Source organism: Salinactinospora qingdaonensis, assembly GCF_039539445.1.
In the GTDB taxonomy this organism is placed as follows: Bacteria; Actinomycetota; Actinomycetes; order Streptosporangiales; family Streptosporangiaceae; genus Salinactinospora; species Salinactinospora qingdaonensis.
Genome location: NZ_BAABDD010000007.1, coordinates 81,294 through 107,306, shown reverse-complemented (window position 1 = coordinate 107,306; position 26,013 = coordinate 81,294). Strand labels below are relative to the sequence as shown.

21 protein-coding genes are annotated in these 26,013 nt (G+C 68.2%); 10 read left to right on the top strand and 11 right to left on the bottom strand.

Features of this window, described 5'->3' with window-relative positions; translation table 11 throughout:
- Positions 1–35: 35 nt before the first annotated feature.
- The 3 genes from ABD848_RS09620 to ABD848_RS09610 all read left to right on the top strand — a co-directional run bounded on the left by ABD848_RS09620 (position 36) and on the right by ABD848_RS09610 (position 3,551).
- Positions 36–1,523 carry a TldD/PmbA family protein gene (locus ABD848_RS09620; RefSeq protein WP_344969903.1) on the top strand — a complete coding sequence of 496 codons (1,488 nt, stop codon included), beginning with the start codon at positions 36–38 and terminating at the stop codon, positions 1,521–1,523.
- The gene (locus tag ABD848_RS09615) at positions 1,520–2,923 is read left to right on the top strand and encodes a metallopeptidase TldD-related protein (protein WP_344969900.1); all 1,404 of its coding nucleotides are present in this window, start codon (positions 1,520–1,522) and stop codon (positions 2,921–2,923) included. The genes ABD848_RS09620 and ABD848_RS09615 overlap by 4 nt, the downstream gene beginning before the upstream one ends.
- A 388-nt stretch (positions 2,924–3,311) precedes the next feature.
- Positions 3,312–3,551, top strand: coding sequence for a hypothetical protein (locus ABD848_RS09610; protein ID WP_344969897.1), 240 nt, complete (start codon positions 3,312–3,314; stop codon positions 3,549–3,551).
- A 24-nt stretch (positions 3,552–3,575) separates the two neighbouring features.
- Here the strand turns inward: ABD848_RS09610 and mobA are convergent, their stop codons facing one another.
- The 6 genes from mobA to yczR form a co-directional block, all read right to left on the bottom strand.
- On the bottom strand, positions 3,576–4,166 hold the full coding sequence (mobA, locus tag ABD848_RS09605; RefSeq protein WP_344969895.1) for a molybdenum cofactor guanylyltransferase: 591 nt from the start codon (positions 4,164–4,166) through the stop codon (positions 3,576–3,578).
- Positions 4,167–4,224: 58 nt separating this feature from the next.
- Positions 4,225–4,845: a hypothetical protein gene (locus ABD848_RS09600; protein WP_344969892.1), complete on the bottom strand. Its 621-nt coding sequence runs from the start codon at positions 4,843–4,845 to the stop codon at positions 4,225–4,227.
- A gap of 89 nt (positions 4,846–4,934) precedes the next feature.
- Positions 4,935–5,519, bottom strand: coding sequence for a hypothetical protein (locus ABD848_RS09595; RefSeq protein WP_344969890.1), 585 nt, complete (start codon positions 5,517–5,519; stop codon positions 4,935–4,937).
- A 628-nt stretch (positions 5,520–6,147) separates the two neighbouring features.
- Positions 6,148–7,335: an RtcB family protein gene (locus ABD848_RS09590; RefSeq protein ID WP_344969888.1), complete on the bottom strand. Its 1,188-nt coding sequence runs from the start codon at positions 7,333–7,335 to the stop codon at positions 6,148–6,150.
- Between the two features lie 216 nt (positions 7,336–7,551).
- Complete coding sequence (moaA, locus tag ABD848_RS09585; RefSeq protein ID WP_344969885.1) at positions 7,552–8,541, bottom strand: GTP 3',8-cyclase MoaA; 990 nt, start codon at positions 8,539–8,541, stop codon at positions 7,552–7,554.
- Positions 8,542–8,869: 328 nt separating this feature from the next.
- Complete coding sequence (yczR, locus tag ABD848_RS09580; protein ID WP_344969882.1) at positions 8,870–10,300, bottom strand: MocR-like transcription factor YczR; 1,431 nt, start codon at positions 10,298–10,300, stop codon at positions 8,870–8,872.
- A gap of 60 nt (positions 10,301–10,360) precedes the next feature.
- On the opposite strand from yczR, the gene yczE reads away from it, so the two are divergent.
- Together yczE and ABD848_RS09570 are read left to right on the top strand one after the other, a co-directional pair.
- Positions 10,361–11,071, top strand: a complete 711-nt coding sequence (yczE, locus tag ABD848_RS09575) for a membrane protein YczE (RefSeq protein WP_344969880.1) — start codon at positions 10,361–10,363, stop codon at positions 11,069–11,071.
- 343 nt (positions 11,072–11,414) lie between these two features.
- Entirely contained in the window at positions 11,415–13,220 is a 1,806-nt protein-coding gene (locus ABD848_RS09570) for a glycoside hydrolase family 15 protein (RefSeq protein ID WP_344969877.1), read from the top strand.
- A gap of 1,315 nt (positions 13,221–14,535) precedes the next feature.
- On the opposite strand, the gene ABD848_RS09565 is transcribed toward ABD848_RS09570, so the two are convergent.
- A complete protein-coding gene (locus tag ABD848_RS09565) occupies positions 14,536–15,264 on the bottom strand; it encodes a maleylpyruvate isomerase family mycothiol-dependent enzyme (RefSeq protein ID WP_344969875.1) in 729 nt (242 codons plus the stop codon).
- 562 nt (positions 15,265–15,826) lie between these two features.
- Here ABD848_RS09565 and ABD848_RS09560 point away from each other — a divergent pair.
- From ABD848_RS09560 to ABD848_RS09550, 3 genes are all read left to right on the top strand, one after another.
- Positions 15,827–16,636 carry an aminoglycoside adenylyltransferase domain-containing protein gene (locus ABD848_RS09560; RefSeq protein ID WP_344969872.1) on the top strand — a complete coding sequence of 270 codons (810 nt, stop codon included), beginning with the start codon at positions 15,827–15,829 and terminating at the stop codon, positions 16,634–16,636.
- A gap of 80 nt (positions 16,637–16,716) precedes the next feature.
- A complete protein-coding gene (gene def, locus ABD848_RS09555) occupies positions 16,717–17,280 on the top strand; it encodes a peptide deformylase (RefSeq protein WP_344969869.1) in 564 nt (187 codons plus the stop codon).
- 324 nt (positions 17,281–17,604) lie between these two features.
- A complete protein-coding gene (locus ABD848_RS09550) occupies positions 17,605–18,489 on the top strand; it encodes a coiled-coil domain-containing protein (RefSeq protein WP_344969867.1) in 885 nt (294 codons plus the stop codon).
- A 161-nt stretch (positions 18,490–18,650) separates the two neighbouring features.
- Here ABD848_RS09550 and ABD848_RS09545 read toward each other — a convergent pair whose 3' ends face one another.
- Together ABD848_RS09545 and ABD848_RS09540 are read right to left on the bottom strand one after the other, a co-directional pair.
- Positions 18,651–19,460: an alpha/beta hydrolase gene (locus tag ABD848_RS09545; protein ID WP_344969864.1), complete on the bottom strand. Its 810-nt coding sequence runs from the start codon at positions 19,458–19,460 to the stop codon at positions 18,651–18,653.
- A 150-nt stretch (positions 19,461–19,610) separates the two neighbouring features.
- Entirely contained in the window at positions 19,611–20,549 is a 939-nt protein-coding gene (locus tag ABD848_RS09540) for a threonine ammonia-lyase (RefSeq protein WP_344969862.1), read from the bottom strand.
- Between the two features lie 367 nt (positions 20,550–20,916).
- Here ABD848_RS09540 and ABD848_RS09535 point away from each other — a divergent pair, with 367 nt between their 5' ends.
- Complete coding sequence (locus tag ABD848_RS09535) at positions 20,917–21,735, top strand: inositol monophosphatase family protein (RefSeq protein WP_344969860.1); 819 nt, start codon at positions 20,917–20,919, stop codon at positions 21,733–21,735.
- Positions 21,736–21,848: 113 nt separating this feature from the next.
- Here the strand turns inward: ABD848_RS09535 and ABD848_RS09530 are convergent, their stop codons facing one another.
- Both ABD848_RS09530 and ABD848_RS09525 read right to left on the bottom strand, forming a co-directional pair.
- Entirely contained in the window at positions 21,849–22,694 is an 846-nt protein-coding gene (locus ABD848_RS09530; RefSeq protein WP_344969858.1) for a Fic family protein, read from the bottom strand.
- 113 nt (positions 22,695–22,807) lie between these two features.
- Entirely contained in the window at positions 22,808–25,000 is a 2,193-nt protein-coding gene (locus ABD848_RS09525; protein ID WP_344969856.1) for an elongation factor G-like protein EF-G2, read from the bottom strand.
- Between the two features lie 237 nt (positions 25,001–25,237).
- On the opposite strand from ABD848_RS09525, the gene ABD848_RS09520 reads away from it, so the two are divergent.
- Positions 25,238–25,999 carry a CPBP family intramembrane glutamic endopeptidase gene (locus ABD848_RS09520; RefSeq protein ID WP_344969853.1) on the top strand — a complete coding sequence of 254 codons (762 nt, stop codon included), beginning with the start codon at positions 25,238–25,240 and terminating at the stop codon, positions 25,997–25,999.
- Positions 26,000–26,013: the final 14 nt, after the last annotated feature.

Below are 26,013 nucleotides of genomic sequence, written 5' to 3'. Positions count from 1 at the left end.
GGTCCCACGTCTTCCGACACGCTAGGTTGCCTCATGTGCGCGATATCGACGACGAATTCCTCGCCCTGCCCCTGCGCGACCTCGCCGCGGCGGCCCTGCAACGCGCGCGGGACCTCGGCGCCGAGCACGCCGACTTCCGGCTCGAACGCATCCGGCAACAAAGCCTTGTCCTGGCCGATGCGGCGGTGGAGACCGCGGCCGACCATGACTCCCTCGGCTTCGCCGTCCGCGTGATCCACGAGGGCACGTGGGGCTTTGCCGCGGGCACCGAGTTGACCGCCGACGCCGTGGCGGCGGTGGCTACCGAGGCGGTGGAGGTGGCCAGGGTCGCCGCGGCCATCAGCACCGAACGCATCGAGCTCGCCGCCGAGCCCGCCCACCCGGAGGCCACCTGGGTCTCGGCCTACGAGATCGACCCCTTCGAGGTATCCACTCGGGACAAGACCGAGACGCTGGCCGCCTGGAGCCGGCGCGTGCTGGCCGATGACCGCATCGACCACGTCGACGCCCGGCTATGGCAAGTCAAAGAACAGAAGTTCTACGCCGACAGCGCCGGCACCGTCACCACCCAGCAGCGCGTCCGGCTCGCTCCGGTCATGGAGGTGCTCTGCGCCCGCGAAGGCCGTCTGGAGAGCATGCGCACCCTCACCCCGCCGGCCGGCGCGGGCTATGAGTACGTCGCCACGCTCGAAAGTGAGCTGGGCGAGCTGCCCGAACTGCTCGCCGAGAAGCTGGCCGCCCCCAGTGTGGAGCCCGGGACCTACGATCTGGTGATCGACCCCTCGAACCTATGGCTGACGATCCACGAGTCGATCGGCCACGCCACCGAACTGGACCGGGCGCTGGGCTATGAGGCGGCCTTCGCCGGCACCTCGTTTGCCACCGTCGACCAGTTGGGCTCGCTGCGCTACGGCGCGCCGATCATGAACGTCACCGGTGACCGCACCGTCGAGCACGGGCTGGCCAGTGTGGGCTACGACGACGAGGGCGTGGCCGCCTCCTCGTTCGACCTGATCCGCGACGGTGTCCTCGTGGGCTACCAGCGCGACCGCCGTATCTCGCGCCTGCGCGGCTATGAGCGCTCCAACGGCTGCGCCTTCGCCGACTCCCCCGCCACGATGCCCATCCAACGGATGGCCAACGTGTCGCTGGCTCCCGCCGCCGAGGGCCCCTCCACCTCGGAACTGATCTCGGGAGTCAGCGACGGGATCTACGTGGTGGGCGATCGGAGCTGGTCGATCGACATGCAGCGCTATAACTTCCAGTTCACTGGGCAGCGCTTCTACCGGATCTCCAACGGGCGCCTAGCCGGCCAGGTGCGCGATGTCGCCTATCAGGCCACAACCACCGACTTCTGGAATGCCATGGCCGCGTTGGGCGGCCCGCAGACCTACGTGCTGGGCGGGTCGTTCATGTGCGGCAAGGGCCAGCCCGCCCAAGCCGCCGCAGTCAGCCATGGCTGCCCCAGCGCCGTGTTCACCGGCATCCGCGTCCTCAACACCGCCCAGGAGGCAGGAAAGTGAGCCAGTCCCTGTCGTCACCGCAGTCCACCGTGGAACGCGCGCTGGCGCTATCGCGCGCCGACGACTGCATGGTGATCGTGCGCGAGACCGGCACGGCCAACCTGAGATGGGCCGGAAGCACGTTGACCACCAACGGCCTCACCCACGGCCGTAGCGTCACGGTCATCGCGCTGACGCACGGCTCGCAGGGCACCTCCGCCGGCGTTGTCGAGCGGGAGGGGCCGCGCGAGGACGAACTGCCCGATCTGGTCGGCGCCGCCGACGCGGCGAGCCGCGCCGCCCCCGCCGTCGAGGGGGCGCAGCCGCTGTTGACCAAATCCGAGGCCGCCGGCGGGGACTGGGACGCGGCGCCGGCGACGACCGGGATCGGCGTGTTCGAGGAGTTCTCCCGCGGGCTGGGGCGGGCGTTTGGGCGCCACGCCGAGTCGAGCACAGCGCTGTACGGCTATGCCGAGCACACCATGACCTCGGCGTTCTTCGGTTCCTCGACCGGGCTGCGGCTACGTCATGACCAGCCGGCGGGAACCGTCGAACTCAACGCGCGCTCGCGCGCGGGGGCCAACTCGGCGTGGGTGGGCCGCACCACCCGCGACTTCACCGACGTCGACGCCGACGCGCTCGACGCCGAACTGGAGCGGCGCATCGGGTGGGGGCAGCGCAGCGTGGAACTGCCGCCGGGCCGTTACGAGACGCTGCTGCCGCCCGAGGCTAGTGCTGACCTGCTCATCATGCTCTACGCCAATCTGGGCGCCCGCGACGCGCTGGAGGGGCGCACCGCGCTGTCAGGTGCCGAAGCGGGGACCACGCGCGTGGGTGAACGGCTGTCGTCGTTGCCGCTGACGCTGCACAGCGACCCCGCGCAGCCGGGGCTGGAAGCGGCGCCGTTCGTGCTCACCGACGCGCCGGGGCGGCGCTGCACCGCGTTCGACAACGGTTTGGCGCTGGAGCGCACCGACTGGATTCGCGACGGGGAGTTGGCGGCGCTGTGCCAGACCCGCGACTCGGCGCTGCGCAGCGGGATGGCGCTGACCCCCGAGGGGGACAACCTGGTGTTGGGGCAGGCCGGGGCCTCGGCGAGCCTGGACGACATGGTGGCGCGCACCGAGCGGGGGCTCCTGCTGACGTGTTTGTGGTACATCAGGGAAGTGGACCCGCAGACGCTGCTGCTGACGGGCCTGACGCGCGACGGCGTGTACCTCGTGGAGGACGGCGCGGTCACGGCCGCGGTCAACAACTTCCGGTTCAACGAGTCGCCGTTGAACCTGTTAGATCGGGTCAGCGAGGTGGGGGCCACCGTTCCCGCGCTGTCACGCGACGTGGGTCCCGCGTTCTCCCGCACGGCCATGCCGCCCCTGCGCGTCGCCGATTTCAACATGTCCACGGTCAGCCAGGCGGTCTAAGGGAAGTCGCGACTTTTGCAGATGCTTGGACCGGAGTTGACCCGCAAAGACGTCAGCTCATGCGTCTTTTACCGACCGATTGACGGCGCTTGAGCGGCAAAGGCCACCGAATGGGCGGGACTCTCCCGAGATCACGTCGTAACAGAGTCTTGACGTATACCGGGGATGAGCGGTGTACATTGGGAATCAGCGCTTCGGTCCCCCGTCGAAGCGCATAGCCGGTGTTTCGAGCCCCCGTCGGAACACCGTGCGCGACGCCGGGTGGTTTGCCCCCGTAGCCACCCGGCGTCGCCTTTTCTATGAGAGGGGGAATCCTTTGCCGATTCCTTGCGCCGGCTTGCCAGCGACCGCGACTGTTCTCCTGACTCTCCTACGGGGGTAACCGACGATGTCCAACGACTCTGCCCAGCCCGACGAGACCACCGCACCGCAGGAGGTGCTGTGCTCCCGGAGGGGGTGCCAGGCCGATGCCCGGTGGGTGCTGGTGTGGAACAACCCGAAGATTCACACCCCCGACCGCAGGAAAACGTGGCTCGCCTGCGACGAGCATGTGGAGTTTTTGAGTAACTTCCTCGATGTGCGCGGCTTCCTGCGCGAGACGGTGCTGTTCAGCGAGTTCGAAGGCTGAGGGCCGTGTCCAGGCGCGTGCGGCTCACTCGGGTGGGGCGGGCGCCGCGGCAGCGACCGACCGAGCGCGAGCCAGATCCTCAGGAGTGTCGCAGTCGAGTGCGGTGACGTCGTCGGGGTGCTGCGGCGACAGACGCACGGGCTCCAGCGGGGCGAGCAGGCCGCGCAGCGAGCGCCCCGGGTAGGAGGTGAGCGCGGCGCGCAGGCTCGCGGTGTGCCATACGCCCAGCAGCCACTGCGGGTGGGCCTCCCGGTCGAGTAGGACCGCTCCGGCGTCCGGGGCCGCCTCCCGCCGCAGCCGGTCGAGGGCCTCGGCGCGCACGAACGGCAGATCGCCGGCGAGCAAGGCCAGCCACGGCTGGTCGACCAGCGCCATTCCGGCGCGTAGGGCCGCCACCGGGCCACCGCCGGGCGGGTCCTCGCGCACATAGCTGGCCGAGGGGCGCGACCGGGGCGGCCCCACCACGACCGTGCGCCGGGCGGCACCGGCCGCGGCGGCCACCCGCTCCAGCAGCGTCGTTTCGCCCACCGCCAGGCCGGGCTTGTCGGCCCCACCCAACCGCCGGGCCCGGCCCCCGGCCAAGATGACGGCGTCGAATGGCTCCAGCGAGGACATGACCCCCTCCGCGGCGACGTGGCTGGCGTGGCAGCAGCTTACGGCAGCCCCACGCAGCTCAGCTCGTTGCGTCGCCCAGCATCCGGTGCAGCAGCGAGCGGTAGTCCCGCAAGGTCAGGCGTAGCTCCTCAGTGTCGGGCGCGCCGTCCTGCCAGCGTCGCTGCACGTTGTGGTGGCGCTCGCCGAGCGTGGCGATGACGGCTTCGACAACCTCCTCGACGAGCTGATCGGCGTCGTGTACCGAGGCGGTGGGGTCGTCGACGAACTCGCCTTGCAGCTCGCGCCAGCGGCGCCGCAGCCGCTCGGCGGCCACCGGTTCGACCAGCGGCGCACCGGGCTCGACGGCCGCCGGGGCCTCCTCGGCTGCGCTCGTCGCGCTGGGCGCGGTGGTTGCGGCCTGTTCGTCGCGCTCGGAGTGCTGAGCCGTATCGGCTGGTTCGGGGGCGGGTTCATCGGCCGCCGCCGCGGGGGCGGGCTCGGGCTGTTCCGGGGCGCCGTCGGTGGACTGCTCCTCGCTTTCCCAGCTAATGGGGTTCACGGAGGCGTCGCTGCGGGCTGTCATCTCGGCTCGCCGCTTCTCGGCGCGCCAGTTCCAGCGCGCCTCACGCCTCCTGAGCGTGGCGGCGTCGTCGGCGCTCATGGGGGTGCGCCCTGCGGGGGCGCCACTGTCGGGGTTCACCGAACTGTCTCCATTCGCCGCGGGGCTCCGTTGGGGAGCCGGCGCTTGCAAGCATCGATCGAGGGTGTGAGGTCAACAGGCAGCCGAGGTCACTGGAGCTCACCGACATCGGAGGGGGCGGGACGCTTCCGGGGGAGGTCGCGCCCGACCAGGGCCGAGACGAGCGCGCGGTAGTGGACCATGGCCGTGCGCAGATCCTCGGTCGTAGCGCCGCCGCCTTCGGCGCGGGCCACGATCTCGCGGGCCCGCCGGTACTCCTCGACCGTGTCGACGTGGTCGACCGAGAGATCGGCGATTTGCTGGTCATGGTCGCCCACCGGGTAGCCGCACGCCGCCATCACCTTCGTCACCAGGTCATCGGCTGCGTGTACCGCTGCCAGGGGCGTGTCGACGAAGCGTTCCCGGATGCGGCTCCACTCCTCGGTGTATTCGTCGCGCTCATAGGCGGGCAGGGAGCGCAAGTGGAACCGTGCATGGCGTCTTTGCCTGTGGGCCAACGCGCGCTCGGCGGTGAGTCGGCTGCCGCGGCGGTGGACCTCCCGCTCGTACTCCGGACCGAACCTGGCGCGAAGGTGGCGACGCCGCCGTTGAGACAGCAGCACGAGCGTCCCGGCGATCGCTACCGCCGCGACAGCGACGCATAGGAGAGCACCGATGATCAAGCTCGTGTTCATTACTATCTCCCATGTCACAATCGCCCGGTTTCAGGGGAAACCGGAGGTCGGGACTCCACGGCTGAGACTGCCCTTGCGGCAATAGACGAAACCGCATAGATGGGAATCGTTATGAAATACCGGCCACTCCAGCGACGAAAAAATGACGCAGCGCGGTAAACGCGCGCCTGTTTCAGGCGAGTTGATCTATCCTATCGGCGATCTGTAGCGCAATGGCTACGGCGGGCACGGAATAAGCCGTCGATCGGTTTGGAAAAGGTGTGTCCCGATCACGGATGCGCGCCAGATACGCGCTAAAGGAAGCAGCGGCCCGGCGGCCATCACCGGTGAGGCCACACCAGTGCCCAGGGTGCTACCGACGCACCACTATTCCATAACGGCACAGCACCAACTCAGCCCTATGCCGACATGATGCTGATCCCCGCGATAGTAGCCTGCCGGAAATGGGACGCAGGAGGGGGACAGAAATAGGTGGCCGCCCTTGGGAAAGAAGCGATTCCAGCAAAACGGAAAACAACTGCACGGGTAACGCCCACCACCGACTAACGGATACCCGAAAACAGGGGCGGCCGCGGAATTAGTCTCCGATTCCGCCCCGACCGGCTCGGGCGGTCGACCGTCCGGGCCCTCAACCCTTGACACACACCACCTGGCGCAGGTGGGCGACGACCTCGACGAGATCTCGCTGTGCGTCCATGACCTGCGACAGATCCTTGTAGGCCGCGGGAATCTCGTCGACGACCCCGGCATCGGTACGGCACTCCACGCCTTGGGTCTGCGCCACGAGATCGGCTTCGGTGAACGTCTTGCGGGCCTTGGAACGGCTCATGCGCCGGCCCGCACCGTGCGAGGCGGAGTTGAACGATGCCTCATTGCCCACCCCCCGCACAATGTAGGTTCCCGTGGCCATAGAGCCAGGGATGATGCCCACGTCACCGCGGCCGGCGCGGATCGCGCCCTTACGGGTGACCAGCACGTCAGTGTCGCCGTAGGTCTCCTCGGCCACGTAGTTGTGATGACAAGAGATCCACTGCGGGAACCGGACGCCGGGAAACTGGCGGCGCACCACCTCGCAGGCCAGCCCCATCATGACGTCGCGGTTGCGGCGCGCGTAGTCCTGAGCCCAGAACAGGTCGCGGCGATAGTCGACCATCTCCGGCGTGTCCGCGACAAATACCGCGAGATCCCGGTCGGGCAGGTCCTTGTTGTGCGGGAGCCGCTGGGCGCGGGCGATGTGGTACTCGGCCAACTCCTTGCCGATGTTGCGCGATCCGGAGTGTAAAACGACCCACACCGCGCCCTCGTCGTCGACACAGACCTCCAGGAAGTGGTTACCGCCCCCTAGCGTTCCGATCTGGCGAGCGGCTCGCTCTCGGCGCGACTGTACTGTCGGGGCCAGCCGGTCAAACTCCCGCCAGAACTCATCCCAGCCGCTGGTGCGCAGCCCATAGACGCGTCCCGGGTCCACGGGGCGGTTGTGGGCCCGCTGGCCGACCGGGATGGCGCGCTCCAACTCTGAGCGCAGCCGCCTCAAGTCGTCGGGGAGGTCCTGGGCGGTGAGTGTGGAGCGCACTGCGGTCATGCCGCAGCCGATATCCACCCCGACGGCGGCTGGACAGACGGCGTCGCGCATAGCGATGACCGAGCCGACCGTGGCTCCCTTGCCATAGTGAACATCTGGCATGACGGCCACTCCATGGACCCACGGCAACATGGTGACCCGCTGGAGTTGGCCCATGGCGGCGTCTTCGACCGTGTGCGGGTCGGCCCACATACGGATCGGCACGCGACTGCCGGGCGTTTCGGTATAGGGCATGGGCCACCTCCTTCGCCGTGGTACAGGGGTGAGTCGCCGGCGCCGCAGCGCCGTCTCCATAACGCCAGAACCGGCCATTCGAGGCAACGGGTTTTTCGCCCTTGCCACTTCCCAACGGCTACACCTCGCCTGGCGCGCCCGCCGTCGGAGCTGGTGCGCCGAACCAGCCCGACGGAAAGTGCTCTCGTAGCCGCAGGGGCGGCGGAAGTCGCGGCCTCAGCCGCCGATAGCCGACATGGAGCGGACGGGCTGGAGAAAGTCGGGGTTGTTGATGCCATGGCCAGGCATCTTGCGGGCCACCGCGGCGCGCCAGCGCTCGGCGATCTCCTCGTCGCTGGCCCCCTCGCGCAGCGGGGTGCGCAGATCGGACTCCTCGCGGGCGAACAGGCAGTTGCGGATCTGGCCGTCGGCGGTCAGCCGCACCCGATCGCAGGCGCCGCAGAAGGGGCGCGTGACCGACCCGATGACACCCACCGTGGCGGGACCACCGTCGACGTAGAACAGTTCCGCCGGGGCGCTACCGCGGGTGTGGGTGTCGGCCGGTTCCAGTGTGAAGACCGAACGCAGGTGGGCGAAAATCTCGTCGGCGGTGATCATGGTGTCGCGGCGCCAGCCGTGCTGGGCGTCGAGCGGCATCTGCTCGATGAACCGCAACTGGTAGCCGTGCTCCAGACAGAAGTGGAGGAGATCGACAGCCTCGTCATCGTTGATGTCGCGCATCAGCACGGTGTTGACTTTGACGGGGGTGAGCCCCGCCTCGGCGGCGCCGGCCATGCCCGCCAAGACGTCGTCGAGCCTGCGGCGCCGAGCCAACTGCTCAAAACGGTCGCCGCGCAACGTGTCGAGGGAGACGTTGACCCGGTCCAGGCCGGCGGAGGCCAGGGTCGAGGCGGTGCGGGCCAGACCGATGCCGTTGGTGGTCAGCGCTGTCTTGGGGCGCGGGCTCATGGCGGCCGTACCGGCCACGATGTCGGCCAGGCCGCGCCGCAGCAGCGGCTCGCCCCCGGTGAAACGCACCTCGTCGATACCAAGCAGGGTGACACCGATGCGGATGAGCCGCAGCACCTCCTCGTCGGTGAGCAGTTCTGGCTTGGGCAACCACTCCAAACCTTCGGCCGGCATGCAGTACGTGCAGCGCAGATTGCAACGGTCGGTCAGGGAAACGCGGAGATCGGTGGCGATCCTGCCATAGGAATCGGCCAGCATGGGTGCACCTCCCTCGGCGGTGGCGGGGCGTCTCGGACGAGCGCGGCTCGGTTCCCGCCTTCTCTTCCACCCTAGAAGGTGGGGCGAAGCCGCTCCCAAAGCGGCTCGGGGGTGTCGTGGTGACACCGCACCACCATCACGCGCGATGGCGAGCCGATTGTGGCGCTCAGCCTAGCGGGAGGCACTGACAATTGGCTGTGCTGGCTCGATGCGGCCAGTTGGCCGTGAGCTAAGGGTATCGGCCGAGGCCGCCGGCTCGGACCGGGATAGGGGCCGTGCGCTCGCTGGGGTCCCGCGAAGCAGGTCCTGCCTTCCCGGGCCAGCCCGGCTAGACGTAGAGTTCGCGGGCGGCGGGAGCGGGGCGGGCGACGGTGTCGGCGTAGGCGCCGGCGAGGCGACGCACGGCGTCGGTGAGGACTTCGGGGGGATGGGTGTAGGCCAGGCGCACGTAGTGCTCCATGGTGCCCTCTGCTCCAAACACCGGTCCGGGAGCCGGGTGGACACCGTGGCTGAGCGCGGTCTCGCCCAGGGTGGTGGCCACGGGTTGGGGCAGCTTGGCCCAGATCACCAGCCCGCCGCTAGGGGTGGTGAAGCGCCAATTGGGCAGGTGGGAGCGGAGGGCGGTCACGAGAGCGTCGCGGTTGCGGCGCAGCTCGCTGCTGCGTTCGGCGCGTACGCGCACCACGTCGGCGAGGAGGTGGGTGACCGTCAACTGCTCCAGGATGGGACTGGAGAGGTCGAAGCGCTGGCGCAACGTCATCAGCCGCGACACCATCGGCGCTGCGCAGCGAATCCAGCCGATGCGCAGCCCGCCCCACAACAGTTTGGCCGCCGAGCCCACGGTGAAGACCCGGCCGTCGTCATCGTAGGCGGCCATGGGCGCGGGCTGGTCGCCGGCGTCGATGGCCAACTCGGCGACGGTCTCGTCGACGATGAGCGATGTTCTGGCCCGGCGCGCCTCGGCGACCAGGCTGCGGCGTTCGGTGTCGTCCATCAGGGCGCCGGTGGGGTTTTGGAAGTCGGGCAGCAGATAGGCCAGACGCGGGTGGTACTGCCGGAAGGCGTCGACGACATAGTCCATGTCCCAGCCTTGCTGCGAGACGCCGACGGTGCGCAGGCGGGCGCCGAGGTGGCGCAGTGTGGCGAGCGGATGGGGGTAGGTGGGCGACTCCACGAGGACTGACTCGCCCGGCTCGGCCAGAAGTTCCATCAGCAACGCGACGCCCTGCTGCGCGCCGTTGGTCACGAAGATCTGCTCGGGGGTGGTGGGCAGGCCGCGTTCGACATAGCGCCGGGCGATGGCGTGGCGGAGTTCGGGCAGGCCGTAGGGACCGTAGCCCTGCCCACCGAGGTGGGCGGTGAGGTGGTCGGCAGCCAGACGAGCGGCCTCGTCCAGGCCGTCGATGGCGGCCGGGGCGGCAACGCCGAGGTCGATGTGCTCGGTGTGGGGCACGAACGGGGTTGCGGTGCCCGCAGTGGTGTTGGGCAGGACCGTCCAACTGCCCGCCCCCTGCCGGCTGTCGAGGTAACCGTTCTCGCGCAGCCAGGCGTAGGCGGCGGTGACGGTGTTGCGGCTCACCCCCACAGCGGTGGCGAGGTCGCGCTCGGCGGGCAGCCGCGTGTGGGTGGGGACCCGGCCGTCGAGAACGAGCCCGCTGATCGCGCGCCCGATGGCCAGATAGTAGGGCCGCTCCGCCAGATTGGACCCAATCAACCTGGCGAGTAGCCGGCCGTTGATCCGCCTATCGCCAACCTTCACAGTGCCACTTCCTCATATTGGCCCTATAAATCACCCACAGATGGAGCCAATACTATCGACATGACTCAGTCTGGCACGTTCTCACTGATCCGTCCGTTGGTGCGCCGCGGTAGAGCCACGTGCGCGCGGCTGGCCGGCCGGGTACTGCTCACGCCGGTACTGCCGCGCCCCCGGGCGCGGCGGCTGCTCCAGCTCTACCTTGGCCTGTACTGCTACGGGCTGGGCGGTGCGTTACAGGTCGCCTCTGACTTGGGGGCGGTGCCATGGGACGTGTTCCATCAAGGGCTGGCGCTGCACACCCCGATCTCCATTGGGGGGTGGAGCGTGCTGGTGGGCGGCGCGCTGATGCTGCTATGGATACCGTTGCGGCAACGGCCCGGTATCGGCACCCTCAGCAATGTGGTGGTCATCGGGGTGTCACTGGACCTGTCACTGTGGCTGTTGCCCGAACCCGAGGGACTCCCGGCGCGCGTGGGACTCCTGGTGATGGGCATCGTCAGCATAGCCCTGGCCACCGGCTGCTACATCGGCGCGGGGTTGGGGCCGGGGCCACGCGACGGATTGATGACCGGCCTGGCCCAACGCGGACTGTCGATCCGACTCGCGCGCACCTGTATCGAGGTCACCGTTGTGGCGATCGGTTTCGTTCTGGGCGGCGCCGTGGGAGTGGGGACTTTGGCGTTTGCCCTGGCCATCGGGCCTCTCACCCAGCTCTTCCTCCCACTGCTGCGTGTGGAGTCCGCCACAATGGACGACGGCACCCGCTCCTAGCGGCCCCAACCTAACGCAAGGCGACACGCGGAAGTGAAGGGGATTCTTCCCACTTTCGGGGCTTCTAACGCTTGGAGCTGGGCATGTACCTGATATGTCCAGTGCTTCACACTTACGGCAGAAGGTCATGTTTTCTGCTTCTGTGCCCGGTAGCGTGAGCAGAATGCCGCATGAACGTGACCTTCCGGCATACGACCGAGCGCGACAGTCGATCCCGGACTACGTGCAACCACGGGCAGGTTGCGATCGAGATACCTCCGTGAACCTTCCCATAAGGCCAAAATGGCACCCCGAATTGGGATAGCGTACGTCCGCGAGAAATACGATCTTGGTGAATTGGGGGGTGAGCCGCGTGTCTGGCCGGCTTGAGGACTATGCGCTGATCGGTGACATGCAGACCGCCGCTCTTGTGGGCCGCGACGGTTCCATCGAATGGCTGTGTCTCCCCGACTTCGACTCTCCCGCATGCTTCTCCTCTCTGCTGGGCGATGAGCAAAACGGCAACTGGTGGCTCCGCCCAGCCTCAGGCGAAACCCACGCCACACGCCGCCGCTACCGGACCGACACTCTCATCCTGGAGACGGAGTGGGAGACCGATGAGGGCGCGGTCCGCGTCATCGACTTCATGCCGCCCCGCGGCGGCAAACCACACGTCGTCCGGATCGTCGAAGGCGTGAGCGGCTCGGTGCAGATGAGCACCGAGCTGCGCCTGCGCTTCGACTACGGCAATGTGGTGCCGTGGATACACCGCAGCGGCACCGAATTGGTGGCCGTCGCCGGCCCCGACTCGGTGTGGCTGAGTTCCTCGATCCCCTTGGAAGGCCACAACTTCGTTCACGACAGCACCTTCACCGTCAGCGCCGGCCAGCGTATCCCCTTCATCATGACCTGGCACCCCTCTCACGAGGAGGAGTCCGACCATCTGGATGCCGAGAAAGCGCTCTCACGCACCGAACGGTTCTGGCGAGACTGGGTCGACACCTGTGCCTACGAGGGCCGGTACCGCGACGCCGTGGTGCGTTCCCTGATCACCCTCAAAGCCCTCACCTACCGACCTACCGGCGGCATCGTCGCCGCTCCCACCTCGTCGCTGCCCGAAGAGATCGGCGGGGTGCGCAACTGGGACTACCGCTACTGCTGGCTGCGCGACGCCACCATCACCCTGGAGGCCCTCATCCGCAGCGGCTACACCGAAGAGGCGTCGGCGTGGCGGGAGTGGCTGGTGCGGGCCGTGGCCGGCGAACCCCAACACATGCAGATCATGTACGGTATCCGCGGGGAACGGCGGCTCTCGGAGTGGGAGGCCGACTGGCTGCCCGGCTATGAGAACTCCCGGCCCGTGCGCATCGGCAACGCCGCTGTGGGCCAATACCAGCTCGACGTCTACGGCGAGGTCATGGACGTGCTGCACCTGGCGCGACGGTCGGGCCTGCACAGCAGCGAGCACATATGGGGACTGCAACGTTCCCTGGTCAACTACCTCGAATGGTGTTGGGACGAACCCGACGAGGGGTTGTGGGAAGTGCGCGGCCCCCGCCAGCACTTCGTCCATTCCAAGGTGATGGCGTGGGTGGCGGCCGACCGGGCCGTACGCATGATCGAGGACTTCGGCAAGGAGGGGCCTTTGGAGCGGTGGCGCTCCCTGCGCGACACTATCCATGCCGAGGTGTGCGAGTACGGCTACGACGCCAAGCGCAACACCTTCACCCAGTACTACGGCAGCCACGAACTCGACGCCGCGCTGCTGCTCATCCCCGAAGTCGGGTTCCTCCCTTACAGCGACCCTCGAGTTGTGGGCACTATCGAAGCGATTCGCGACGAACTGATGGTCGACGGGTTCGTGCTGCGTTACCGCACCGACCGGGAAGACACCGCCGACAGGCTTCCCGGCAGCGAGGGCGCCTTCCTGGCGTGCAGCTTCTGGATGGCCAACGCCCTGCTGTCCATCGGGCGCGAAAAGGAGGCCCGCTCCCTGTTCGACCGGCTGCTGGCCCTGCGCAACGAGGTTGGGCTGCTCGCCGAGGAGTTCGATCCCGAGGCCGGGCGGCTCGTGGGCAACTTCCCCCAAGCGTTTAGCCACGTGCCTTTGGTGACCACCGCACTCAACCTGTCCCGCCACGACGGCTACCGGCGCGGCAAGGGTGAGTGACCCCCTGCGCTGTGTGCTGCTGACCTGACCCCCTTCGCCCCCACCCCCTCCCCCACATCCCGCGCCGGCGCCCACGTGTGTCCGATGGGAGCGGGTGGCCGCGTGCTGCGGTCACCCGCCTACGGGAAGCGACAGGGCTTTCCGCTACGACCGCGGCTGCGCTCCCCCCGGGGGCAATGTGGCGGGGTGTGGCTTCGGTCTGGGGAGAGCGTGCGGGGTTTTTCGTCGCTCGTGCCTCGATCGCTTCGCGATCTCGGCAGCTTTGACGGGGGCGCTGTGTCTTTGACGCACCGCTGTTGTGCCGGGTGCTGCTGGTGTGGGGGGTATGCCGGTGGGGTGGTGGCTGAGAACACGCCGGAACCCGCCGAGCCGCCCCCTCTGCCCGGTCACGGTGCTCGCCCCCTGGTTGCATCGTCACGGCGTCGACCCCGCCCCCGTCTGCCCGGTTGTGGTGGTGGTCTCGTTCCCGTCTGCCCGGTTACGGCGTCGGCCCCGGCCTCCACCTGCCTTGTCGCGGTGGTGGCTCCACGTCGGCCCCAGCCCCTGTCGTGGTACCCGTGCCACCTCAGGCACAGCCCGCCCCGGGCTGCTGAGATCGCGAAGCGATCGAGGCACGAGCCAACGGCAAACCCTCCAGGCACAGCCCACCCCCCGGCTTGACAAACCCATAGAAGCACCCCCCCGGGGGCAATGTGGCGGGGTGTGGCTTCGGTCTGAGGAGAGCGTGCGGGGTTTTTCGTCGCTCGTGCCTCGATCGCTTCACGATCTCGGCAGCTTTGACGAGGGCGCTGTGTCTTTGACGCACCGCTGTTGTGCCGGGTGCTGCTGGTGTGGGGGGTATGCCGGTGGGGTGGTGGCTGAGAACACGCCGGAACCCGCCGAGCCGCCCCGTCTGCCTTGTCGTGGTGCTCGCCTCCTGGTTGCCTCGTCACGGCGTCGACCCCGCTCCCGTCTGCCCGGTCACGGTGCTCGCCCCCTGGTTGCCTCGTCACGGCGTCGACCCCGCTCCCGTCTGCCCGGTTGTGGTGGTGGTCTCGTTCCCGTCTGCCCGGTTACGGCGTCGGCCCCGGCCTCCGCCTGCCTTGTCGGGGTGGTGGCTCCACGTCGGCCCCAGCCCCTGTCGTGGTACCCGTGCCACCTCAGGCACAGCCCGCCCCGGGCTGCTGAGATCGCGAAGCGATCGAGGCACGAGCCAACGGCAAACCCTCCAGGCACAGCCCACCCCCCGGCTTGACAAACCCATAGAAGCACCCCCGCAGGCCGTCGCTGCTCCTAGAGGCAGGGCGGGTGCGGGGTTGCCGCGGAAACGGCACGGTCACAGCCAGGCCGGCAGGGCGGGAACCCCACCGCTGTCGGTGTGTAGTCCGCTCCCGGTGCTGCGGCCCGTCAGCCAAGCGAGGACCTCAGCGGCAGTGCCGGTGACGCGCACGGGGGAACTGGCAGTGGTACCGGAGGTGACTTCCCACTCCCGCTCCCGATCAGTGGGGGCGAGCAGCAGCCAAGGGCAGGAACGGGCGGCGCTGCGATCAGCGGTAACCCGTGCCAGCAGGGCATCGACGAGGTCGGTGGGAAAGTCGGCACAAGTGTGACCGATGTCGAGATCCACCAGGTGCAGCCATAGTTCCCCGGTGCGTAGCCACGGCACCTGGCGTGCGGTGACCGACGTCCCCTGCCGGGTGTGGAGAGGGCGGTCCAGGTGCTCCGGCGCCAGTGCCGCCAGCCCGTCATCGAGCTCGCGAGCAGAGGCGGCGAACTCGGCCCGCAGCCATTCCGGAGGCTCCTGGGCCCGTTCTTCGATCTCGGTGGCGCGAGCCTCATCGCTGGCGTACATCGGTGTCTCAACACCGGTGCGTGCCCAGGTGAGCAGGTTCAGCAAAGCTTTGGCGTTACCCACCACGTGGGCGATGACATGTGCACGGGTCCACCCGGGCAGCAGCGACGGAGCGCGAAATTCGGCATCGGCGAGCTCGGCGATGGCATCGGCGAACAGCTTGGTTCCTTTGTGTATCCACCGGTCGACCTGGGCAGAAGTAGGCTGCTCCATGAGTTTCTCTTAATCTCGTCGAGGTAGGTGTCCGTCCTGCGGGACGCACTCCCCTTTCGACAGGTAACTTACGCGCTTCTTGGCGCACCGCGTGATCCCGCGGTGCGCCCGCCGCGGGATTTTCGGGGGCCACGCAAAGGCGCGCGCACCTAAGAACCCCGCTGCGTGATGCCGCTGAGAGGTCCGTGGCCCCTGTCCGCCACCGCTGAGATAGATTCCGGTCCACCGCTGAGATAGTTTGCGCCCCGCCGACGCTGGTAAGTAGAGCGAGTCTCGGACAGGATTACTTGCCATCGGCCGCATTGCCTCTCACACTTGGTGTCAATGTGCCAGATACCGAGGTCAACCCTGGGTGCGGGAAATGGTGAAGTACCACGCGGGATGCCCCGCTTCGCCGCCTCCTGTACCAGGGCTCGCTTCGGGACGGACCAGCCCTCTACCAGATAACGGCGAGGCGGCAGCGGCCATTGGCGGGAGCACGATGCCAAAGAGCCGGGCAGCCGACCCGACACAGGTGAAAACAAGCACGAATCACTCACCAGCGGATCAGACTGGAGATCACATGGCGATCCATCCACAAGTGCGGACCATGGCCGAGACGTTTCTTACCGACGTCGACGTCGAGACCCCGGGCTTAGTGGAGGGCCTCTACCTGACTGGCTCGGTTGCCCTGGGCGACTACCGGCCACACGCCAGCGACGTCGACTTCGTGGTAGTCGTGTCTCGCCGGTTGACCGACGGTGACCGTGATGCGCTCCGTCGCGTGCACTCGCGGATGCGATCTCGCTTTCCACGCCCGCAGTTCAACGGCATCCATGTCACGTGGGAAGACCTGGTCGGCGACCCTATGGCCTGCGGGCCGATCGCGTCGGTGGCTTCGGGCCGGTTCCGCAATCGAGGCAGCGCCGACGTCAACCCGGTGACGTGGCATGTCCTGGCCGAGCGGGGGGTCACTATCCGCGGACCGGTGCCGGTGGAACTCGACGTTTGGGACGAGCCCGAGGGACTGCGCGCCTGGTCGTTTGGCAACCTTGAGGAGCACTGGCGGCGCTGGCGGGCCAAGGCCGGCCAATTGGTTACCCCCCGCGGCTTGGCGGCTCTGGGCTCCCTGGCACCGTCGTGGAGCGTGCTGAGCGTGAGCCGGCTGCACTTCACGCTGCGCACCAGCGAAATCACGTCCAAGTCGGGGGCGGGGTTCTACGCGCTGCACGCCTTCCCTCAGCGATGGCACAGAATCGTCAACGAGTGTCTACGCGTGCGGCGCGACTCCAAGCTTCCCTCGCTGTACCGCAACGCTTTGGAACGGCGCCGAGCGGCGCTGGACTACATCGAGATGGTGCTCGACGACGCGCTGTACCCCAGCCCGGCGTGATCCGAAGCACCACGGTGCCCGCGCTGCCGGCTCCGGCGAAACCGACGAATCGCCCGGCGCGTGCCGATACCCTTACCGCTATGACGATGCGGCCTATCGTGCACTTCGGCGATCCGGTGTTGACGACGCCGGCAGCCCCTATCACCACGTTTGACCACCACACCGAAGCGTTGGTGCGCGATCTGCTCGACACCGTTGACTCTCCCGGACGGGCGGGGGTCGCGGCTCCGCAGATCGGGGTGAGTCTGCGAGCCTTCAGCTACAACATCGACGGCGAGATGGGCTACCTCATCAACCCCGAGATCGTGGAACTCTCGACGGAGATCCAGGAGGACAACGAAGGGTGCCTGTCGGTACCCGAGTTGTGGTACACCACGCGGCGGGCCCAGTACGCGGTGGTACGAGGAGTAGATCTGCGCAACGAACCGGTCACACTGCGCGGTTCGGGCCTCATGGCCCGGTGCCTGCAACACGAGAACGACCATCTGGACGGCATGCTCTACCTGGATCGACTCGACCGCGACACCCGCCGCACCGCGATGGGCGAGATCCGCCGCTCGGAGTGGTTCCTGAGTAAGCAGCCCGAGCCTGCCACCAAGACCCCAACCGGGCTACCGAGTGCTTTCGGAGGTACGGCGAACTGAGCCGACTACGTCGTAGTTTGCACCTTTTTGCTCCTTCCGAGGGCATTTAAAGTAAAATCATTTACTTCAGCGCTGCGGATCACAAGAGGATCTCGTAGGGTCTTGCCGCAGTATCACATGGCCCATCAGGATCAGTCGCCCCACCTGTGGAGGCGAGGCCACCGGTTCATCCCTGGAGCGACAGTGACTCGACCTGCCCCGTCCTCTTCTCACCCCTCTGCGCCTTCTCACCTGCGACTGCGCCGAGCCGCCTGCGCCGGCCTGCTCGCGATCACGGCTGTCGCGACACCGGCTCCCGCTTACGGGGCCCCCGATGAGGAGGACGTGAGCCTTTCCGAGCTCAACGAGCGGGCTGACGCTCTTGAGGAGGAGTACAACGGCGAACTTCGCCAGTACGACGCCGCCAAGGAGGCCGCGGAGGAGGCGCAGGGGGAACTCGACGACGTCAACGCGCGGTTGGACAAGGCACGCGCCAGCGTCTCCGAACTCGCCGCGACCCGTTACAAGAGCACCGGCATCGACCCGGCGATGGAAATCGCCCTGGCCAGCTCCCCAGAGGAGATGCTGGAGAGCGCGTCGCTGGTCAGCCACGTCGCCGACAGCAACGGCGCGCGCGTGCTGACCCTGCAAGAGGTGCGTGAGGAACAGCAACAGGCTGCTGACAAGGCCGACGCCGCGCTGGAGGAAGCCAAGGAACTCGTCGAGGACCTGGAGGGCCAGCGCGAGGAAGTCGCCGAGAAGATCGAACGCTACGAAGCCGAACAAACCCCCGCCCCGCCCCCCGACAGCGATGGCGGCGGCAGTGGTGGCGGCGGCACCGGCACGGTGCCCGAGAGCGCCAAGGGGTGGGGCTTCAACGGAGCGACGCCGCGCATGGCGGCTATCCGTGACGAGATCATCGGTCGGTTCGGCGCCCCCTATCCGGTGGGCTGCCTGCGCCCTGGTGACTCCGGCGAGCACGGTTCGGGGCGCGCCTGCGACTTCATGATGAGCGCCGGCGGAGCGATGCCTTCAGCGGCCAACCAACAACTCGGCCAGCAGATCGCCGACTACGCCCGCGCCAACGCCGACCGGCTCGGTGTGATGTATGTGATCTGGGAGCAGCGCATCTGGGACTCCCGCAACCCCGGCGCCGGCTGGAAAGCGATGCCAGACCGGGGCAGCGTCACCGCCAACCACTACGACCACGTGCACGTCTCCTCGTACTGACCCCACAAGCGCCTCTCCCGCCGGCGAGTGGCCCTCCCGGTGTTGGGAGGCGGGCGGCGGGGCGGCTGTGTCGCGGCGAGGGTCTGGGGCCTATGCAGGCCCCAGCCTCGACCGCTCGGGGAAACGGCTGGCCCCGGGGGCGGCAGGGGTGGCGGAGGGGCTCAGTCAGGCGCCGCGTCTTCCGAGGGAGGCGGCGTGAGGTGGGTGGCCAGCCACCCGGTGACCCGGCTGGCCCGCTCCGGAGTCATAGCCCGCTCGGCGTGGCCCATCCCCTTCTCAAGCCACAGCTCTTTGGGGTGGCCAGCGGCGTCGTAGACGCGCTGGGGGTGTTCCACCGAGAAGTAGGGGTCGGTGTCACCGTGCATGACCAGGAGGGGGGTCGGAGCGATGGCTCCGGCTGACTCGGTGGGGTCCGGGGGCACCGGGTCCCAGTGGCGGTCGATGACCCGCACTCTGCGGGCTAGCCGCAAGAAGAGCCGGCCCACCGCTTGCTCCACGCCGAAGTGGAGCAGCCGCATCCGCGGTGTGGCGCGGTCATACCAGCGGCTGGGGCCACTGATGGCGACGACCGCGGCGACTCCGCCGAAGGTCGCGGCGTGGCGCACGACAACCGCGGCACCCATTGAAAACCCGACGGTGGCAATACGGGAATAGCCACGGTCGTGCAGGTGGTCGACCACGGCCCGCAGATCTAGGACTTCGCGGTCGCCGACGGTGGAACGGCCGGTGGAGTCGTGGTGGCCACGGAAGTCGAACGTCATCACGTCGGCCAGGGGGAGCATCCGCCGAGCGATCATCCTCGTGTGCGGGCTGCGCCAGGTGCCAGTGAAACCGTTGGCGAGGACGATCGCGGTGGTCCGGTCCTCGCTGCGGCTGAGCAGAACGGAGTCGACACGGACACCGTCAGAGGTGAGCAGCCTTTCCCGATGGAGTCGTTCTGGCGGTGCTGCGGTGTGTAAGACATCGGACACCCCTCTATCGTGCCCGATGACTCCTGTCACCACAGTGGCGCCTCCCCGACTCCCGGCAAGGAACCCGCTGCCGGGAGGGTCAGCACTCGGCCATACCGCCCCTGGCGGCCTCGACTCTGCCTCGCGCGACCGTCGAGGGCGCCCCTGAGGTCAAAGCGACTTGACCACTTCGGGCGCGAAGTTACTGCCGGTGAGGACCGTCGCAACCCGCGCTCCCGGGATGTCGTGGTTGACGATCGCCGCGAGCCCCAAAGCCGCGGCCGGTTCCATGATGAGCCCGAGCTGGTCGCGGAGCAGGCGCAGCGCGGCGAAAATCTGCTCCTCCTCGATCAACACCATGTCGTCGACGACGTCGCGCAGCCACGCGACCGCGGCGGGCGCCGGTACGCGCAGCGCGACACTGTCAGCCGCGGTGCGCGCTGCCGATGTCGACACCGGGGTACCCGAACGCCAACTATGGGCCATGGCCGGCGCGCCAGCGGCGACGGCGCCAATCACCTTGACGCGGGGACGGTGCGCCTTGAGCCACGTGGCGACACCGGAGATGAGCGCCCCACTGCCCACGGGGACCACAACGGTATCCGGCAGGAGGGGCGCGAGCTCGACGGCGATGGTGGCGGCCCCCTCCGCGATCTGCGGTTGTGCGCCGTCCTCGACAAACACGCGGTCGTCGCGTTCATTGGCGGAGGCCAAAGCGGCCTCCTTCGCCTCTTCGAGGTCAGCGCCGCCCACGACGACGCGAGCGCCCAACTCCCGCATCCGGGTGACCTTCGCCGAGAGGGCGGGGGTGGGGGCGAATACCCGAACCGACAGCCCGCGCTGTCGGGCCGCATACCCCAGACCTTGGCCGAAGTTGCCGGTGGAAGCGCAGATCACCATGCGCCGCTCCGCGGAGTCGTGCAGCCAGAAGTCGGCTCCGCGCCCTTTGAACGAGCGTATGGGGTTGAGGGTTTCGACTTTCAGGATGATTTCCCGGTTCAGGGATCGTGACAGTGATTCGTCGATAATCTGAGGTGTAGCGCGGAAAACGGGATCAATGAGGTGCGCGGCGGCTTCGATTCGGTCAAGGCTGAGGGACGTGTTCAGCATGTGCGTATCGTAAGGGGAGCCGGATTCCCCGGACAGGTGAACTCCGCCGTTGCGTTACCGACCTCACACGGGACGCGGCCAGGTGTTCACCAACCTCACTGCGGCGCGGCGAACCACCCCGGCATGACGCGAACAAAAAGATTCTTCATTCACTTTTTTCGTCCCAACTCTTCACTGTTATCCCAGAACGACAGCGCCGTCGGGTCACCGAAGGCGTCTACCACGGAAAAGGTGGGGGCTAAGCGGCTCGGCCAGCAGTGGGGATAGTTTTGGCCGGAGCCGTGGACCGGGCCGATGGGAAACGCGCGATGCCCTGGCCCGGTCAGCGCCATCGCCTTCGACCGACCAGCACACCTAGGGAGCACCCTTGTCCAGCAAGATCACCTGGCCCGTTCCCGACCCCGCCGCGCCTCCCGAGGCCCACCCCGCCCTGGTGTCGGCGGCCTTGAGCGCCGCGCGTGCCTACGGCGAGGCCCGAGCGGAGCACACGCGCGGCGAATTGGCCGAGTCGAGCCGCACGGGCGCCGACGGCACCGCCACGATGCGCGTCGACGAGCTGGTGGAGGGCGCTATCGCCGACACAGCGCGGCGCCACCGGGTGAACCTGCTCAGCGAGGAGGTGGGCTTTGTCGACAACGCCTCGGCACTGACCATGGTCGTTGACCCGGTCGACGGTTCGAACAACGCCGCCTCCGGGGTTCCGCTGTCGTGTTTCGCCGGGGTCATGGTCGAGGACGGTGTGCCGACGGAGGCGCTGACCTGCTGGTTGGATACTGGCCGCTGCTGGCACGCCATCGTGGGGGAGGACACGGCCTACCGCACCTCCGGGCGCACCGAGCTCGACGGCGCCGCGCTCGGCCTGCTGCGTCCCCACCCCGAGATCGGGCGGTCCTGGTGGCACCTGGCCGAGCGCGCGGAGCGGGTGCGTGTGCTGGGCACGACCTGCTTGGAGGCGGCGTTGGTGGCTGAAGGGTCGTTCGACGCCTTCGTCGACCCCGGCAACGACGCGCACCGTATCGTCGACCTGGCCGCCGCGCTGGTGATGGTTCCCGCCGCCGGCGGGGTGGTACGTGACGTTTTCGACCGCCCGCTGGAGATCGACACCGATCTCACCCGCCGCTGGTCGGGGGTGGTGGCCGCCACGCCCGAGCTGGCCGAGCGCATCATCGAGACCGTCCGCGGCTGAGCCGGCGAGAGGCGGGGGTTTTCACAGGGCGCTCGCCCCCTGCTCGTGGGCGCCGTGGAACAGTCGGCGCCGAACCCGCCGCTTCCCCGGACGCGCCACGCGCGGGCGGCCGGCTAAGGCAGATCCTCGGCGAACTGCCTGATCGCCACACTGAGGGCGGCGTCGACGGTCTCTGTGACCTCCGCCCATCGGGCGTCGGCGTCATCGGTGTAGACGAAGGTCACGCTGTCGGGGAGGTTGGAGGGGTCGAATACCCGCCACAGCAAGGTGGTGGAGTCGGAAGAGACGTCCAGCACTTCTGCGTAGCACGTCAAAGCGAGCACACCGGTCTCGCCGTGGCCCACCTTCTGTACGGCGGTGATGAACCGCAACAGGTAGCCGCGCATCCGCAGGTGCAGGCGCACCCACCACGCTCCCTCGGCCAGGTTGGCGTAGAAGTCGGCGAGTTTCGCGGCATGGGCCAACTGGCCCTTCCAGTAGGTCGCCTTCTCTTCTTGAGGAGCGGCGGCGTCCACGCTGGCTCTGGCCTGCGGGTCGGCGTCCTTGAACGCCTCGCTCACCTGGCCGGCGAGGTCGTTCAGGAGGTTCGTGAGGTAGCGGTGCGGGGCGTTGGCGAATTCCGTCCCTTTCTGTCGCTTGACGGTGTGGTTCTCGATCTCGCGCGCTTTGAGCCGCGAGGCGTAGGCTCGGGCGATCGCCACCGCCCCGGTTCCTTGCGCCACCGGAGAGAGGGGCGCCTGCATCTCGGCGCGCAGGGCCTGCTCCTCAAGCCGGGCGAAGAAGCGGACCAGCGGACGCAGATCGCCGGCGTTGGCCTCGTCCAACGCCGAGATGTACGCGCTTCGCCGCGTCCGACCGACCGTGATGGGCGCGTAGTGCCCGCGTTGCAGGGACAGCAGCATGAGCGCACGGGCGACGCGCCCGTCCTGGCGCGGCGGTGGTTGCGAAGCGTCACGCACGGTGGCGGGAGTAGCGGTCCCCGCGGTGGGTGAGAGTGGCCGGTCGTTCGACCGGCCACCGTTTTCGACGGCGGTGCCGTCGCGGCCGTCACCGGAAGCGCCGGGTGGTGGGCTCAGGCTGTGGCGTGCTCGCCGGTGATGTAGGTCTGGGCCAGGTGGTCGGGCAGCGGTTCGTGGCGCAGGTAGCGACGGCTGAAGGTGCCCGTGCCCTGGGAGATGGAGCGCAGGTCGATGGCGTAGCGCGTGATCTCCAACTGGGGGATCTCGGCGTGGATCAGGGTGCGCCCCTCCCCCACGGCCTCAGTGCCGATGACGCGCCCGCGGCGCGAGGACAGGTCGCTCATCACCGCGCCCATGTAGGCGTCGGCCACGAGCACCGACAGTTCGTCGACCGGCTCCAGCATCGACACGCGGGCCCGGCCGGCGGCGTCGCGCAGCGCGAGTTTGCCGGCCTTTTGGAAGGCCATGTCGGAGGAGTCCACCGAGTGGGCTTTACCGTCGTAGAGGGTCACCCGGATGTCGACCATGGGGTACCCCGAGCGCACCCCTTGCTCCATCTGCGCGCGGATGCCCTTCTCCACCGAGGGAATGTACTGGCGCGGCACCACGCCGCCGACGATCTCGTCGACGAACTCCAGTCCAGAGCCCGACGGCAGCGGCTCCACCTTGATGTGGCAGACGCCGTACTCGCCATGACCGCCGCTCTGTTTGACGTTGCGCCCCATGCCCTGGGTGGGGATCGCGAAGGTCTCCCGGAGCGGGATGCGCACCTGCTCGGTTTCGACCTTGACGCCGTAGCGGTTGGTGAGCCGGTCCAGCGCCACGTCCAGATGGGCCTCCCCCATGCACCACAGCAGCATCTGGTGGGTCTCGGGGTTGACTTCGAGCCGCAGCGTGATGTCCTCGGCCGTCAGCCGGGCGATGGCGTGGGAGAGCTTGTCCTCGTCGCCCTTGCTCGCCGCACGTACCGCCACGGGCAGCAGCGGATCGGGGAAGGTCCACGGCGGCATCCGCAGCGGTTGCTCCTTGGCCGAGAGGGTGTCGCCGGTTTCGGCGTGGGCGAGCTTGGCCACAGAGCAGATGTCGCCGGCCATCGCCCGAGGCATGGGACGCAACTGCTTGCCCAACGGGGTGGAGAGGGCGCCGATGCGCTCGTCGACGTCGTGGTCCTCGTGCCCGCGCTCGGCCAGGCCGTGGCCGCACACGTGGACGACAGCGTCGGGCAGCAGCGTCCCGGAGAATACGCGCACCAGGCTGACCCGGCCGACGTAGGGATCGCTGCTGGTCTTAATCACCTCGGCCAGGAGTGGTCCCGCGGGATCGCAGGTGAATTCCTGAACGGGTTTGTCGTTGACTGTGGTCACCCGCGGCAATGGGCGCTCCAGCGGGCTGGGGCAGGCGCGCGGCAGCTCCGCTAGGAGTTCGGCGACACCGATACCGGTCGTGGCCGAGACCGCCAGCACGGGGTGGAAACCGCCGCGGACCACCGCCGCCTCCAGGTCGGCGATGAGCAGATCGGGGTCGAGTTCCTCACCGGCCATGTAGCGGTCCATGAGCGTCTCGTCCTCGCTCTCTTGGATCACGCCCTCGATGAGGGTTTCGCGCATGGCCGCGACCTGCTCCGCGGTGTCGGCGGGCAGCGGCGCCTCGGTGGAACCCCCTGGAGCGGTGGCCTCCCGGCGTGGGGGAGAGCCGGCCGCGGTGTAGTCGTAGAAGCGCTGTGACAACAAACCGATCAGCCCGGTTGCTGCGCCCTCGCCGCCACCCGCGGTCACGGGGAAGTAGGCGGGCAGGACACCGTCACCGAAGGCCGTCTGGCACTGGTGTAGCGCGCCGAAGAAGTCGGCGCGGTCATGGTCGATCTTGTTGACGGCCACGGCCCGGGGCACGTTGAGTGAGGCACACTCCTGCCACAGCAGTTGGGTGAGGCCGTCGACGCCGTCGACGGCCGAGATTACGAACAGCGCCGCGTCGGCCGCGCGCAGGCCCGCGCGGAGCTCGCCCACGAAGTCGGCGTAGCCGGGGGTGTCGAGGAGGTTCACCTTGATGTCACCGACCTGGAGGGGCTGGACCGTCAAGTTGACGGAGCGTTTCTGTCGGATCTCCACGTCGTCGTAATCGCTGACGGTGGTGCCCTCCTCGACGCGGCCCGCGCGGGAGATGACTCCCGCTTGGCGGAGCAGCGCTTCTACCAGGGTGGTCTTTCCCGCTCCGGAAGGGCCGACCAGAACCACGTTGCGGATGTTCGCGGGCAGGTCGGCCTCGGGTGCCCTGCCGTTGGTCACCGAACCAGATTTGTCCGCCATACCTCATCAACTCCCCACGGGTAACGCGGAGCCCGCGTCGTGTGACGCGGGACACTTCCACCGTTACGCCGGCGGCGCGCTATCACAAGAGGAAATCGATTAGCAGATCAGAACATGAAACATTCCTCAGCAAAAAGTGAACATCACATGGAGTTCGTGGTGAGAGGCCGGATGCACGGCTCATGCGGCACGGGCGAAGGATGCGTGCACATGAGCTGACCTCCTAGGCTGTGGCGCGTGCTATGGACAGAGAGCATCCCCGAGCTCGGCCCGGTCGCGACGTATGTGGGACTGGCCCTGGTGGTGTTCGCCGCTGTGGGGATACCGCCGCTTGCGGTACTGAAGTTCGCGCGGCTGGAGCGCGACCGCCCCACCGACCCCGATGCTCTCGTGCGCTTCTACCGTTCACACCTGATCACTGACGTGGCGGGAATCGTCGTCATCGTCGCGGTGCTCGTGCTGGCGAGCGACCTCGCTCCGGGCGACGTGGGGCTACGCCCGCCCTTGTGGTTCACCCCTGTCATCGGCGCTGTGCTCGGGGGGCTCCTGGCGTGGCTGGTGACGTGGCTGATCACCCGGGAACGCAAGAGCCGTGGCCGCAACGAGCCACTCGTCGATCCCGACTCTGCCCGAACGAAACACGTCATCACCACTATCGCCGCGCGCTCGCGACGCGAGCGGCGCCTCGCCTGGTGGCTGGTGGTCGGCAGCGCCGTCTTTGAAGAGCTGCTCTACCGCAGCCTGTTCCTGGCTCTGGGCCTGAGCTTGGGGCTGCCACTGTGGGAGGTGGTGCTGGCGTCGTCGGTCCTCTACGCGCTGGCCCACCTTTACCAAGGCTGGCACGGGCTCGTTGTCGGGCTCATCATCGGCTTGCTGAGCATGGTGGTCTACATCGGCACGGGCACGATCTTCTTCACGGTCGCGTTCCAGGTGTACATGAATGTGCGCGTGCTGCTGCTCAGCGGCGCGGGGCGACGCCACCGCCAACCACAACTGTGACCCGGCCGTCGCCG

What these genes read in the sequence shown, in the direction of transcription:
- yczE (WP_344969880.1), top strand. Translation starts at nt 10,361, where the DNA reads ATGACTCAGTCTGGCACGTTCTCACTGATCCGTCCGTTGGTGCGCCGC.
- def (WP_344969869.1), top strand. Translation starts at nt 16,717, where the DNA reads ATGACGATGCGGCCTATCGTGCACTTCGGCGATCCGGTGTTGACGACG.
- ABD848_RS09610 (WP_344969897.1), top strand. Translation starts at nt 3,312, where the DNA reads ATGTCCAACGACTCTGCCCAGCCCGACGAGACCACCGCACCGCAGGAG.
- ABD848_RS09565 (WP_344969875.1), bottom strand. Translation starts at nt 15,264, where the DNA reads ATGGAGCAGCCTACTTCTGCCCAGGTCGACCGGTGGATACACAAAGGA.
- ABD848_RS09595 (WP_344969890.1), bottom strand. Translation starts at nt 5,519, where the DNA reads ATGAACACGAGCTTGATCATCGGTGCTCTCCTATGCGTCGCTGTCGCG.
- ABD848_RS09590 (WP_344969888.1), bottom strand. Translation starts at nt 7,335, where the DNA reads ATGCCCTATACCGAAACGCCCGGCAGTCGCGTGCCGATCCGTATGTGG.
- moaA (WP_344969885.1), bottom strand. Translation starts at nt 8,541, where the DNA reads ATGCTGGCCGATTCCTATGGCAGGATCGCCACCGATCTCCGCGTTTCC.
- ABD848_RS09560 (WP_344969872.1), top strand. Translation starts at nt 15,827, where the DNA reads ATGGCGATCCATCCACAAGTGCGGACCATGGCCGAGACGTTTCTTACC.
- mobA (WP_344969895.1), bottom strand. Translation starts at nt 4,166, where the DNA reads ATGTCCTCGCTGGAGCCATTCGACGCCGTCATCTTGGCCGGGGGCCGG.
- ABD848_RS09525 (WP_344969856.1), bottom strand. Translation starts at nt 25,000, where the DNA reads ATGGCGGACAAATCTGGTTCGGTGACCAACGGCAGGGCACCCGAGGCC.
- ABD848_RS09540 (WP_344969862.1), bottom strand. Translation starts at nt 20,549, where the DNA reads ATGCTGAACACGTCCCTCAGCCTTGACCGAATCGAAGCCGCCGCGCAC.